Raw genomic sequence first — 12561 nt, 5'->3', positions numbered from 1 at the left:
GGCGCCGGTCAGGGATCACCGACCAGACGTTCCAGTTCCGCCGGCTTGCTGGCTTTGGCAGTGGCCTCAGCCATGCTGATTTCACCTGCTGCCACCAGGTTCGCCAGCGCTTTTTCAAGCGTCTGCATGCCCAGTTCCCCACCGGTTTGGATCTGGGAATAGAGCTGAGCAGTCTTCCCTTCCCGGATCAGGTTGGCCGTCGCCGGGGTGTTGATCATGATTTCCTGTGCCATCACCCGACCGAACTGACCGGGAGCCGGATTCTGGCGGCGGCAGAGGGTCTGGGAGAACACGGCCACGAGACTTCCCGAGAGCTGCACACGGATCTGGGTCTGTTGGCCTGGCGGGAACACATCCACCATGCGATCCACCGTCTGGGCAGCCGAACTGGTGTGCAGCGTGCCGAACACAAGATGACCGGTTTCAGCAGCGCTGATGGCCAGTTGGATTGTTTCCAGGTCTCGCATTTCGCCGACGAGGATCACATCTGGGTCTTCCCGCAATGCCGCACGCAGGGCATTGGCGAAGCTCCTGGTGTCTTCGTTGAGTTGGCGTTGGTGCACCAGGCTCTTATCGCTCTGGTAGACGAATTCGATCGGATCCTCGATGGTGAGGATGTGTTCGCTGCGGGTGTGATTGATGTGATCCAGCAGTGCAGCCAGGGTGGTGGTCTTGCCGGAACCTGTGGGTCCCGTGACCAGCACCAGGCCCCGCGGACGCTTGCTGGTCTCGATCACGACCGGAGGCAGGTTCAGAACCTCGATGCTGGGGATCTTGCTGCCCAGGGCCCTCAGGCAGGCGGCATAACTGCCCTTCTGCCGGTACACGTTCACCCGGAAACGGGCGACGCCTCTGAGTCCGTAGGCGCAGTCCAGTTCCCAGGTCTGTTCGAGGGTCTTGCGCTGGCTGTTGTTCAGCATCGAGAAGATCAGCCTGTTGCAGTCCTCCTCTTCCAGGGGTTCCTCCAGCATCGGGCGCAGTTCGCCGCTGAAACGTCCGTAGGGAGGCTGTCCGGTGGCGATGTGCAGATCGCTGCCGCCTGCTTCGACCAGCTGCACCATCAGGTCTTCGATCATCAGATTCATACCCATCTCCTCACTGGCGTTCCGTCAGGCAGTAGGGACATTCGAGCCAGCTCTCCTGAAGGCCGGCGCCACAACCGCTGCACGTCATTGTGCTGAGGGCCCGGGCTCTCCGCTCGGATTCCAGACCTGAATCCGTGAGGATCATGCGGCCCACCTCCTCGAGGGTGGTGTGGCCCTGTCGCACCAGCTCCAGGCTGTACCTGAGCAGCGTCTTCATTCCCGATTCCAGGGCCAGCTGCCTGATCACGTCGGTGGTCGCCCCCTTGGAGACTGCCGTTGCAATGTCCTCATTCATGCGCAGCACTTCATAGACACCGACCCGGCCCTTGTAACCACTGCCCTTGCAGCGGGGACAGACGGAGGTCCCCGGCGTGTGATGGTGGGCCCGGAAGAAGGTCACCTTCGCTTCGTCGCTTGCCATCAGACCGAAGCGTCCAAGCTCCATCTGGCTGGGTCGGTAGGGCTCCCGGCAAGCGGTGCACACCCGGCGCATCAGACGCTGGGACACGATCCCGATCAGGGCAGCAGAGACCATGAAGGGCTCCACACCCATCTCGTCCAGCCGCGCGATCGTGCTCGGGGCATCGTTGGCATGAAGCGTGCTGAGCACCAGATGGCCCGTGAGAGCGGCTTCGATGGCAGTCTTCGCGGTTTCCAGATCGCGGGTTTCCCCCACCAGCAGCACATCCGGGTCCTGTCGCATGAAGGCTCTCAGGGCTGTCGCGAAGTCGAATCCCTTATCCCGGTTCACCTGGCTCTGAGTGATCCCAGGCAGCGTGTATTCGATCGGATCCTCAACGGTGGAGATGTTGATGCCGGGGTCGTTTCGCTCCGCCAGCAGCGAGTAGAGCGTTGTCGATTTGCCTGATCCGGTGGGGCCGGTCACCAGGATCATTCCGAACGGTTTGGATCCCAGTTCACGCACGAGGTCGAGGGTGATCGGATCGGAGATCAGCTGATCCAGTCCGAGCTGCGTTGAATCGCTGTCCAGAAGACGCAGCACCACCTTCTCGCCATAACGGCTCGGCAGGGTGCTGACCCGGAAGTCGATCACCCGGTCTCGATACCTGCGGCGGATGCGTCCGTCCTGAGCCTGGCGTCGTTCGGCGATGTCCAGGTCCGCCAGGATCTTGAAGCGGGAGGTGACGGCAGGGATCAGCCGCCCCGGCAGCGGCTCGATGTATTGCTGAAGCACACCATCCTGTCGGTAACGCAGCCGCAGACCTTTCTGCTGGGGTTCGACGTGGATGTCACTGGCGCCGACGGACATCGCCTGCAGCAGGATTCTGTCCACGAGACTCACCACCGGTGAAGCGTCGGCATCCCGCAGACTCGCCTCCAGGTCGATCGTGCCGCTGCTCTGCTCGGCCTGCTCTTCAGGGTCCTCCTCGAGCACCCCATCGACGGTGAATTCCTCCAGATAGGTGGCAGCCGTCTCTTCGACGGCCCGGTCCACCGAGGGGGAGGCCGTCGGGACCGGCTCGACGGATTCGAGGGTCTCCGTCTTCTGGAGTGCGGCCTTCAGATCGCTTTCCAGCGAGCGATGCAGGCGGATCTGCCGACCGTTGCCGGGATGCTGCGCCAGAAACTCGCTTCGATCCTGTTCATCCCAGTGGCTGGGGACGGCGATGTCGAGATGGTCGTCGTCGATCGCAATCGGCAGAGCCCGAAGTGCGCGCCATTGATCCACGTCCAGACCCGTGCTTCCGTCCGCGAGAAGCTGCCGCGAGCAGCTGAGCTGCTCCGGCCCGGGGACGGTCTGCTGCAGCAACAGTTCCAGTTCCAGCCGTTGCTGAGCCGGTTCTTCGGCATCTGGAATCGGCCGGGCCAGGGTCACGGGCGGGAGGTGAAGTGGAAGGTGCGGGCTTCCGCAACTTGTGGGATGTCTGCGTCGCCCTTCAACATGTCTAGGCAGCAATTCCTGACCGGTCAGCATGAGCGGCGACGCCTCCACCCCAGCGCAGGACCAGAACGCCGAGTCGATGGAGCCTGTCGCGTCCCCAGACGTTCAGGAATCGCCGGTTGAGTCCGGTTCCACCGGAACGGATGTCGATCCTGCCGAGCGCCTGCAGCAGCTGGAGAAGGAGTTGCAGACCCTGCGTGCCGAACACGACGCCCTGCAGAGTCAGTACATGCGAATCGCAGCTGATTTCGATAATTTCCGCAAGCGTCAGAGCCGGGATCAAGATGATCTCCGTCAGCAGCTGGTCTGCTCGACGCTGAGCGAGATCCTTCCTGTTGTCGACAACTTCGAGCGCGCCCGTCAGCAGCTCAACCCTGAGGGTGAAGAGGCTCAGGCCCTCCATCGCAGCTATCAGGGTCTCTACAAGCAGCTGGTCGAAGTCCTGAAGCAGCAGGGGGTCGCCCGGATGGAGGTGGTGGGTCAGGAGTTCGATCCCACGCTCCATGAAGCTGTTCTTCGTGAAGAGAACACGGAGCACCCCGAGGATGTGGTGATCGAGGAGCTTCAGCGCGGCTATCACCTCAACGGTCGCGTCTTGCGTCACGCCATGGTCAAGGTGTCGATGGGACCGGGTCCTTCCGGTGATGCTCCAGCTGCCGACAGCCATTCGGAACAGCCCCAGCCGGAACAGTCCCAGTCGGAGGACTCTTGATGGCCGATTTCTATGAGCTTCTCGGTGTTGCACGGGATGCGGATGCCGACACCCTGAAGCGGGCCTATCGCCGCATGGCCCGTCAGTACCACCCCGACATCAACAAGGAAGCGGGTGCGGAGGATCGCTTCAAGGAGATCGGCAGGGCCTATGAAGTGCTCAGCGATCCGCAGAGCCGGGCCCGGTACGACCAGTTCGGAGAAGCAGGACTCGGCGGTGCCGCCGGAGCGCCCGACATGGGTGACATGGGCGGTTTCGCCGATCTGTTCGAGACGTTCTTCAGCGGTTTCGGAGGTGCACAGGCCGGGGGGCGTCAGCGACGACGTGGTCCTCAGCAGGGCGATGATCTGCGCTACGACCTCACCATCGATTTCGAGCAGGCGGTCTTCGGTCAGGAACAGGAGATCAAGATCCCTCATCTGGAAACCTGTGACACCTGCAGTGGCAGCGGGGCCAAGCCGGGGAGCGGACCCACCACCTGCGGCACCTGCGGAGGGGCCGGTCAGGTGCGTCGCGCCACCCGCACGCCGTTCGGAAGTTTCACCCAGGTGGCGGAATGTCCGACCTGCGGAGGCACCGGACAGGTGATTGCCGATCCCTGCTCAGCCTGCGGTGGCCAGGGAGTGCATCAGGTCCGCAAGAAACTGCGGATCAACATCCCTGCCGGTGTCGACACGGGAACCCGTCTGCGGGTCTCGGGCGAGGGCAATGCCGGCCCCCGAGGCGGCCCTTCCGGGGATCTCTACGTGTTTCTCACCGTGAGGCCCCACCCCCGTCTCAAGCGGGATGGCCTCAACATTCACACCGAGGTGAACGTCAGCTATCTGCAGGCGATCCTCGGTGACACGATCGAAGTGGAGACCGTTGACGGTCCCACCGAGCTGGAGATCCCGGCTGGAACCCAACCCGGATCGGTTCTGACCCTGTCCAACAAGGGGATCCCCAAGCTGGGGAATCCCGTCGCCCGAGGCGATGAACGCATCACGGTCACCGTTCAGCTTCCGAGTCGTCTCTCGGACGCTGAACGAGGGCTGCTGGAGCAGTTGGCCGGTCATCATTCGGCCCGCGGCAAGCAGCATCACCACCACAACAGCGGGCTGTTTGCCCGACTGTTCGGTCAGAAGGGATGAGCAGCGGTTCTCTGGATCTCAGGGGCACGCCCTGTCCGGTGAACTTCATCCGCTGTCGACTGGCTCTCGAAGCCTTGCAGCCTGGTGATCTCCTCAATGTCCAGCTGGATCGCGGCGAACCTGAAGAGATGGTGATCCCCGGATTGCGCGAAGCGGGTCACCGGGTGGAGATCACCGATGACTCCTCCAGCTGGATCGTTCTGCGTGTCGTCTGCGGGGGTTGATCAGCTGTGAGCGATGCCACCGGAATCGTTGTGGCGTTGCAGGCGAATTATCTGGAGGTGGAGCTGGACTCGGCTCCAGAAGGAGTTCCGCCGCGGCTGCTCTGCACACGACGCACCCGTCTGAGCCATCGGGGTGAGCTGGTGCATGTCGGCGATCGGGTGGTTGTCGAGGCGATCGACAGCGTTCAGGGCCGCGCCGTTGTGGCCCGGGTGGATGCCAGAAGCAGCCTGCTGAGCCGACCCCCGGTGGCCAATGCCTCCACCGTGGTGGTGGCCCTCGCTGTCGAACAGCCCGGTTTCGATCCGGATCAGGCCAGTCGGTTTCTGCTCACCGCCGAACGCACCGGCCTCGCTGTTGAACTGCTTCTGACCAAGGCCGATCTGGTGAGCCGGGATCATCTGGAGGCTCTTCAGGTTCGTCTGCAGGGCTGGGGTTACGCACCGATTGCGGTTTCCTCCAGGACTGATGAGGGGCTCGACCGGGTGCGGCAGAGACTCTCAGCCTCGCCGCTGACGGTCGTGTGCGGTCCTTCCGGTGTTGGCAAGAGCAGCTTGCTGAATCGACTGATGCCGCACCTGGCGTTGCGGGTCGGAGCTGTGTCCGGACGACTGCAGCGGGGTCGTCACACCACTCGGCACGTGGAGCTGTTTCCTCTGGCTGAGGGATGTCGCGTTGCGGACACCCCAGGGTTCAATCGACCGGATCTGCCGGATGAACCGAGGGAGTTCGCCCTGCTGTTTCCTGAGTTGCGTCACCAGCTGGATCCCTGGCCCTGTCGCTTCCGCGACTGCCTGCATCGGGCTGAGCCCGGCTGTGGCATCCGGAGGGACTGGGAACGTTATGACCTCTACACAACAGGGCTGGAGGAACTCTCGAAGCTCAGCCGCTCATCCCGGGCAGGTTGAGGTTGAGTCCTCCTGTGAGGTCCTCCATCCGCTGCTTCATCGTGGCGGTTGAGGCGTCGTAGGCCGCCTGCAGGGCTTCCAGGGTGGCGGCTTCGCAGGCGTCCTGACCCTCCTGGAGAAGCGCCGGATCGAGGCGCACCCGCAGCGGCTGCTGATTGCCGGAAAGCCAGATGCTGGCGCGGCCATCGGCACTGCTGCCCTCGATTTCCATTCCGTCCAGTTCCTCCTGCAGCTTCTGGGCGTCCTGCTGGATCTGCTGGGCCTTGCGGAAGGCTTCGGTCAGCTGACCGAAATTGGGTAGTCCGAACCCTGCCATCGTGGTGCTGAGGGAGTCGGCAGATTAAGCCGCTGTTGCGAAACCGAGGCGTTTCACTTCCGGATGCAGAGACAGTGCGTGGCGTTCGTGCACCCGTGCCTGCACGAAACTGATCAACCGGTCGATGTCCATGGCTGTGGCGGCACCGGTGTTGACGATGAAATTGGCGTGCACGGTGGACACCTCAGCGCCACCGATCCGCGTTCCCTTGAGGCCCAGGTCCTCGATCAGCCGACCGGCCTTGAGGGGTTCAGGATTGCGAAACACGCTGCCGCAGCTGGGTTGGGTGTAGGGCTGAGTGCTGGTGCGCTTGCTGAGGTTGTCTGAGGTGATGCGCCTCAGTTCCTGAGGGTCGTGCCCGGGCTCGAGTCGGAAGCGGGCCGAAAGCACCAGCAGGGGTTCGTTCTGCAGGCGGCTGTGGCGGTAATCGAAGGCGAGCTGGTCGCGTGTGAGCTCGAAGCTTTCACCACCGGCCATCGGGATCACCTGAACCGATTCCAGCGATTCAGCTGTGCATCCACCCTGAGCACCCGCATTCATCACGGCGGCACCGCCGACCGTGCCGGGGATGCCGACGGCCCATGCCAGCCCCTGGAGACCGGCCTGGGCGACCCGGCGGGCCAGGGACGGGATCGGTTCCCCTGCGAGGGCCTGGACCAGGCCACTGCGCGCGTCCAGCGTCACACCCTGCATGCGGCGAAGGCAGAGGGTGAGGCCGCTCAGGCCCTCATCGTTGATCAGCAGATTGGAGCCGGCGCCGATCACACGGCAGGGCAGATCGTTCTGATGCGCCCAGTCCAGCCATGCGGTCGTCTCCTCGATGGTGGTGGGTTCCGCCAGCCACTCCGCCGGTCCGCCCACACGCCAGGTGGTGAACTCGGCGAGAGGAACCTGCTTGCGGGAAGGGAGACCAGGCATTCCGATCAGGCGGCCACCGGTGTCCTGGACAGTCGTGACCACAGGCTGTTCACATCACCGGCTCCCATGGCCAGAACCAGGTCCTCAGGGCGGCTGGCGTCCCGCACGAGGGAGACCAGCTCATCGATGTTGTCGGCCACGTGGACGGGAAGCTCAGGTCTCAGGGCCCGCACACGGTCCGCCAGGGTGCGGCTGCAGACCCCTGCGATCGGTTTCTCACCCGCGGCATAGACCGGGGCCAGCATCAGCGCGTCACAGTTCTGCAGGGCGAGGGCGAATTCACCGAGGAACTCCTGTGTACGGCTGTACCGGTGGGGTTGGAACACGGCCAGCAACCGGCGCGGCGGGCTGGGCAGAGGGCTGCGGCCGCTGTCCACCATCAACCGAGCCATCTCGAGAGTTGCCCTCACTTCGCTGGGGTGATGGGCGTAGTCATCAACGATGTGGCGCCCCTGCCAGGTGCCGCGCAGATCGAAGCGACGCCCTGGGGTCTGCAGCACAGCCAGGCCTCCCATCAGTCGGTCCAGGCTCAGACCTTCCATTCGGCAGGCGGCCAGGGCAGCCGTGGCGTTGCTCAGGTTGTGCAGGCCGGGCATCGGCAGGGTGAACTCACCGACGGCGTTGCCGTTCTCGAAGAAACGGGCACGACAGCGGTCTCCATCCAGCTGCAGAGGCAGGGCGGCGAAGTCGACGTCGTCGCTGTTGCGGACCGACCACCAGGCATCGGCGCGGAAGTGTTCCCGGAGGATCGGATCGTCGTGGTTGGCCAGCAGGCGGCCGCAGCCATTTCCAAAGCGCTGCAGAGTCGTGATCAGGTCGTCCAAACCGCCGTAGTGGTCGGTGTGATCGAGCTCGAGATTGGTGATCAAGCCAAGGCTTGCCTGGAACTTCACCAGTGAGCCATCGGATTCATCCGCTTCCGCGACCAGCAGTCGACCCTGACCGGCATGGCCGTTGCTGCCCAGGCAGGGGACGATCCCGCCGATCACGGCAGTGGGGTCTTCACCGGCCTGATGCAGCAGGGTGGTGATCAGTGAGCTGGTGGTGGTTTTGCCATGGCTGCCGGCCACCGCAATCGACGGCTGCCGGGAGATCAAGGCGGCGAGCAGATCGGAGCGATGCCAGATGTCCAGACCTTTTTCACGGGCCCGCATCAGTTCCGGATTGGTATCGGGGATCGCGGTGCTGATCACCACGATCGGTGCCTGATCGGATGACGCGAGAAGGGCGTTGATGGATGCGGCTGTCTGCTCGGAGAAGATGCGCACCCCGAGTCCGCGCAGGTTCTGCACCGTTGCGTTGTCCCGCGGGTCGGATCCACTCACCGGTTGCCCGCGATCCGCAAGGATCCTGGCCAGGGCTGACATGCCGATGCCACCGACCCCGATGAAGTGCACGGGCTGGCGACTGTCGAGCAGGAGAGCCAAGGAACGCAGTCAGAGGCTTGAAAGATAAGGCAGTCCTTCAGCGTCGTCCTGATTGTTTTGGGACAGATCGACCGTTGCTTTGACCAATCCGGCTGGGGCCAGAACAAGGTTTTTGTTCTTATTTCTGTATGATCTGCGGCCAAAACCCTTCTGCGGCAATCCCGCTTCTGACATGACCCTGCGCGTTGCGATCAATGGATTCGGCCGGATCGGTCGCAATGTGATGCGGGGTTGGCTCAGCCGCGGCGCTGATACCGGAATCGAGATCGTGGGCATGAACTCCACATCCGACCCGAAGACCAGCGCTCACCTGCTGACCTACGACTCGATTCTGGGCAAGCTCGACCCCAGCGTCCAGATCGAAACCACTGACGAAACCATGATCGTCAATGGCAAGGAGATCAAGTTTTTCGCCGATCGCAATCCCCTCAACTGCCCTTGGAAAGACTGGGGTGTCGATCTGGTTCTCGAGTCCACCGGTGTCTTCAACACCGACGAAAAAGCAAGCCTGCACCTCGAGGCAGGTGCCAGCAAGGTGATCCTCACCGCTCCCGGTAAAGGCCCTGGAGTCGGCACCTTCGTCGTGGGCGTGAACGATCACGAATACCGCCACGAAGATTGGAAGATTCTTTCCAACGCCAGCTGCACCACCAACTGCCTTGCACCGATCGTCAAGGTTCTCGATCAGACCTTCGGCCTCGACTGGGGTCTGATGACCACGATCCACAGTTACACCGGTGACCAGCGGATCCTGGACAACAGCCATCGCGATCTGCGTCGTGCCCGTGCTGCGGCCCTGAACATGGTTCCCACCACCACCGGCGCCGCCAAGGCCGTTGCTCTCGTGTACCCCGAGGTGAAGGGCAAGCTCACCGGTTTCGCCATGCGCGTCCCCACGCCGAACGTCTCCGCGGTTGATCTGACCTTCGGTCCTTCCCGTGCCACCAGCGTCGATGAGGTCAAGGCTGTGATGAAGGCAGCCTCTGAGAACGGCATGAAGGGAATCATCAAGTACAGCGATCTGCCGCTGGTTTCGACCGACTACGCCGGCACCAACGAGTCCACCATTTTTGATGCCGATCTCACCTATGCCATGGGCGACAAGGCTGTGAAGATCCTGGCCTGGTACGACAACGAGTGGGGCTACAGCCAGCGTGTGGTTGATCTGGCCGAGGTCGTGGCCCGCAACTGGAAGTGATTCTCAGCGCTCTGGTCTGAGGCCATTCCCTCCCCTCGGGGAGGGTTTTTTCATGCCGATCGGTAGTGATCGAAGCCGGACCCGGACAGTTCAACGGCAGCGTGATCTCCGCTCCAGATCAGGCTGTCTGGATTGGCGGTGATCCGTCCGAATCGCTGACTCCCGGGGAGTGCACTGAGCCATGCTTCCGCCCAGTCCTCAGGAAGGCTGAGCACCAGTTCGAAATCCTCGCCGCCCGTCATGCACCAGCGGTCCCAGGGTTCTCCCAGCGGCCACTGCCCGGGGCGCGGCAGTCGGGCATGATCCAGCTCCGCACCACAACCACTGCTGCTGCACAGTGCCTGAACGGCTGCGAGCAGACCGTCGCTGCTGTCTGTGCCACCGGCACGCCAGGGAAGCTGCGCCGGTTTGCAGTTCACCAGGGCCTTGAGGGCATCAAAGCGGGGAATCGGACGGCGATGCTGAGCAACGGCCGCGGCCTTGAGCGTTTCGGGCAGGTCGCCGTCGGGCAGGTGACGATCGTTCTGCAGCAGCGCCAGGCCAAGCCTGCTGAGGCCGTGAGGCCCGCTCGTCACCAGCACATCCCCTGGTCGCGCCGCGTTGCGGTGCAGTCGCAGCGGACCGAGACGGCCAAGGGCTGTGATCGAAATCAGTCGTTGGCTGCCGGTCGAGCAATCACCTCCCAGCAGAACCCCACCATGCTGTTCGAGTGCGGCCGCGATTCCTTCGTACAACCCATTCACCCAGCTCCACGGTGTTGTTCCCGGAGCCACCAGGGCGACCGTGATGCCGTCGACATGATCGGCACCGCTTGCCGCCAGATCCGACAGGTTGGCCGCCACGGCCCGCCAGCCTGCATCCATGGGGGCGGTGGTGCCGTCACTGAAATGGATGCCATCCACCAGCACATCGGTGTTGACCAGCAACGGACGCGGGTCCGCTCCCAGGCACGCGGTGTCGTCATCCAGCTGGCCGACCGGTGCGAAGCCCGCCAGCCGCCGCAGCAGCTCCGCTTCACCCAGGTCAGCCAGGGTTTCGATCATGCGTGAGATCGGAGGCCGTCGGCACCATCGATCACCTTGATCGATCGGATCCGGTCATCGGTGGTGAGCTCTTCGAGCACATCAAATCCCTCAACGACGTAGCCGAAGGCGGCGTTGCGACCATCCACCAGGTTGAGCCCTGCCGGAGTCAGCTCCGCTTCGTACAGGAACATGAAGAACTGGGACGATCCGTCGTTGATGGCCTGGGCCGAATGGGCCCAGCCCAGGGTGCCGAGCGTGGCGAAGGGCAGAGTCGGCGTCGCCTTGTACAGGCCGACGTCTTCAAAGGTTTCGTTGTAGAGGGTCTCCGGTTCCTCGGGCACGCGAATCTCCAGGGGCACCTGGCGTTCTTGCCCCGTGGCGGGATCGACATAGCCGATCTCCGGTCCCTCGGGATCTCCGCTCTGGATCACGTAGAAGTCCTCGGCGCGGATGAAGGGCAGGTCGTCGTAGAACCCCTTCAACGCCAGATCAACGAAGGCACCTGCCGTCAGGGGGGCGTTGTAGCCATCCACGACGGTGGTGAGATCCCCCTGCGTGGTGCTGATGGTGAGGGTTGCGCGCCCCTGCAGACGCGGCAGGGCATCGAATTCGGCAGGGATCGCGCGCTCGAAGCCGTCCTCCACCAGCAGAGCTTCCACATCACCGATATGGCGCAAGGTCTTGCGTCGATTGGCGATGAATTCCGGTTTGTCAGCGGCTTGAACGGTCTGCTGCAGATCCTCCAGACCGGTGTCCACCTGTGCGAGCAGATCCTCGGCTCTGCTGCGCCGGTCTTCCGGGACCGCATTGAGGATGGTGCTCCGACGTGTGTTCAGGAGCGCCTGACTGCGGCTCACGGCCTTGCCGAGAGCACTCCAGCGCTTGGCCCGGAGGTCATCGCTGGTGAGCTCGAGACGATGCTGCAGGGTGCGGATGTCCTGCTGATCGAAGGGCAGGGCGTCCCTGAGGATCGCGGCCGGGTCCTTCACGGCATTCCCCTGCGGCAGTCCCGCCCAGGCGGGGGTCACCACAAGGAACAGTCCGGTGGTGATCAGGGTGATCAGGAGGGCTTTAAAACGCTGATGGGCCAAGGGGAACCCCAGTGCTGACGGGACTTTGGCACAGCCGTATGATCCCCTGAACCGTCCAGCCGGAATGATCTCCAGCAACGACTTTCGCACCGGCACCACGATCGAACTCGATGGTGCGGTCTGGCGCGTGGTGGAGTTCCTGCACGTCAAGCCCGGCAAGGGTTCCGCCTTTGTCCGCTCCAAGCTCAAGGCGGTGAAGAGCGGCAGCGTCGTGGAGAAGACCTTCCGCGCGGGCGAGATGGTTCCCCAGGCGATCCTGGAGAAGTCCTCTCTGCAGCACACCTACATGGAAGGGGAGGATTTCGTGTTCATGGATATGGCGTCCTATGAAGAGACCCGGTTGTCAGCCGAACAGATCGGAGAGAGTCGCAAGTACCTCAAGGAGGGCATGGAGGTGAACGTCGTCTCCTGGAACGGCAGCCCCCTGGAGGTGGAGCTGCCCAATTCCGTTGTGCTTGAGATCACCGAAACCGATCCGGGAGTGAAGGGTGATACGGCCACCGGCGGCACCAAGCCGGCCATCCTCGAGACAGGAGCTCAGGTGATGGTTCCCCTTTTCCTTTCCGTCGGCGAGAGGATCAAGGTCGACACCCGCAACGACAGCTACCTCGGCCGCGACAACTGAT

Annotated in this window: 13 protein-coding genes; 6 read left to right on the top strand and 7 right to left on the bottom strand. The window is 63.2% G+C overall.

Annotation, left to right across the window (positions count from 1 at the left end):
* Positions 1-8 precede the first annotated feature (8 nt).
* Together ACJ0G7_RS07020 and ACJ0G7_RS07015 are read right to left on the bottom strand one after the other, a co-directional pair.
* Positions 9-1085: a type IV pilus twitching motility protein PilT gene (locus ACJ0G7_RS07020; RefSeq protein WP_043693972.1), complete on the bottom strand. Its 1077-nt coding sequence runs from the start codon at positions 1083-1085 to the stop codon at positions 9-11.
* 10 nt (positions 1086-1095) lie between these two features.
* Complete coding sequence (locus ACJ0G7_RS07015; RefSeq protein WP_407395525.1) at positions 1096-3021, bottom strand: GspE/PulE family protein; 1926 nt, start codon at positions 3019-3021, stop codon at positions 1096-1098.
* Here ACJ0G7_RS07015 and grpE point away from each other — a divergent pair.
* The 4 genes from grpE to rsgA are packed head-to-tail and all read left to right on the top strand — an operon-like array spanning position 3020 to position 5960.
* Positions 3020-3700: a nucleotide exchange factor GrpE gene (grpE, locus tag ACJ0G7_RS07010; RefSeq protein ID WP_043693977.1), complete on the top strand. Its 681-nt coding sequence runs from the start codon at positions 3020-3022 to the stop codon at positions 3698-3700. The two genes, ACJ0G7_RS07015 and grpE, sit on opposite strands and share 2 nt — an antisense overlap.
* Complete coding sequence (dnaJ, locus tag ACJ0G7_RS07005; RefSeq protein ID WP_043693980.1) at positions 3700-4830, top strand: molecular chaperone DnaJ; 1131 nt, start codon at positions 3700-3702, stop codon at positions 4828-4830. Before grpE ends, dnaJ begins: the two co-directional genes overlap by 1 nt.
* Positions 4827-5054 (top strand): sulfurtransferase TusA family protein, encoded by a 228-nt coding sequence (locus ACJ0G7_RS07000; RefSeq protein ID WP_043693985.1) that lies wholly within the window; start codon positions 4827-4829, stop codon positions 5052-5054. Before dnaJ ends, ACJ0G7_RS07000 begins: the two co-directional genes overlap by 4 nt.
* Positions 5055-5060: 6 nt before the next feature.
* Positions 5061-5960, top strand: coding sequence for a ribosome small subunit-dependent GTPase A (gene rsgA / locus ACJ0G7_RS06995; RefSeq protein ID WP_407395524.1), 900 nt, complete (start codon positions 5061-5063; stop codon positions 5958-5960).
* Here the strand turns inward: rsgA and ACJ0G7_RS06990 are convergent.
* Genes ACJ0G7_RS06990 through murC form a run of 3 tightly spaced genes read right to left on the bottom strand, consistent with a single transcriptional unit; the run spans position 5935 to position 8621 of the window.
* Positions 5935-6276, bottom strand: coding sequence for a YbaB/EbfC family nucleoid-associated protein (locus ACJ0G7_RS06990; RefSeq protein WP_043693990.1), 342 nt, complete (start codon positions 6274-6276; stop codon positions 5935-5937). The two genes, rsgA and ACJ0G7_RS06990, sit on opposite strands and share 26 nt — an antisense overlap.
* Before the next feature lie 24 nt (positions 6277-6300).
* Positions 6301-7194, bottom strand: coding sequence for a UDP-N-acetylmuramate dehydrogenase (murB, locus tag ACJ0G7_RS06985; protein WP_043697160.1), 894 nt, complete (start codon positions 7192-7194; stop codon positions 6301-6303).
* A 5-nt stretch (positions 7195-7199) separates the two neighbouring features.
* Positions 7200-8621: a UDP-N-acetylmuramate--L-alanine ligase gene (murC, locus tag ACJ0G7_RS06980; protein ID WP_407395522.1), complete on the bottom strand. Its 1422-nt coding sequence runs from the start codon at positions 8619-8621 to the stop codon at positions 7200-7202.
* 172 nt (positions 8622-8793) lie between these two features.
* Between murC and gap the strand changes: the two genes are divergently transcribed.
* Complete coding sequence (gene gap, locus ACJ0G7_RS06975; RefSeq protein ID WP_043693996.1) at positions 8794-9819, top strand: type I glyceraldehyde-3-phosphate dehydrogenase; 1026 nt, start codon at positions 8794-8796, stop codon at positions 9817-9819.
* 50 nt (positions 9820-9869) lie between these two features.
* Here gap and thiL read toward each other — a convergent pair whose 3' ends face one another.
* Both thiL and ACJ0G7_RS06965 read right to left on the bottom strand, forming a co-directional pair.
* Positions 9870-10862 (bottom strand): thiamine-phosphate kinase, encoded by a 993-nt coding sequence (gene thiL / locus ACJ0G7_RS06970; protein WP_407395520.1) that lies wholly within the window; start codon positions 10860-10862, stop codon positions 9870-9872.
* Positions 10859-11935, bottom strand: coding sequence for a peptidylprolyl isomerase (locus ACJ0G7_RS06965; protein ID WP_407395519.1), 1077 nt, complete (start codon positions 11933-11935; stop codon positions 10859-10861). Before ACJ0G7_RS06965 ends, thiL begins: the two co-directional genes overlap by 4 nt.
* Positions 11936-11999: 64 nt before the next feature.
* Between ACJ0G7_RS06965 and efp the strand changes: the two genes are divergently transcribed.
* Positions 12000-12560, top strand: coding sequence for an elongation factor P (gene efp, locus ACJ0G7_RS06960; protein WP_043694006.1), 561 nt, complete (start codon positions 12000-12002; stop codon positions 12558-12560).
* Position 12561: the final 1 nt, after the last annotated feature.

It is taken from the genome of Parasynechococcus sp. (assembly GCF_045559935.1).
In the GTDB taxonomy this organism is placed as follows: domain Bacteria; phylum Cyanobacteriota; class Cyanobacteriia; order PCC-6307; family Cyanobiaceae; genus Parasynechococcus.
The sequence above is the reverse complement of the archived record's forward strand: the minus strand, read 5'-3'. Positions and strand labels throughout refer to the sequence as shown.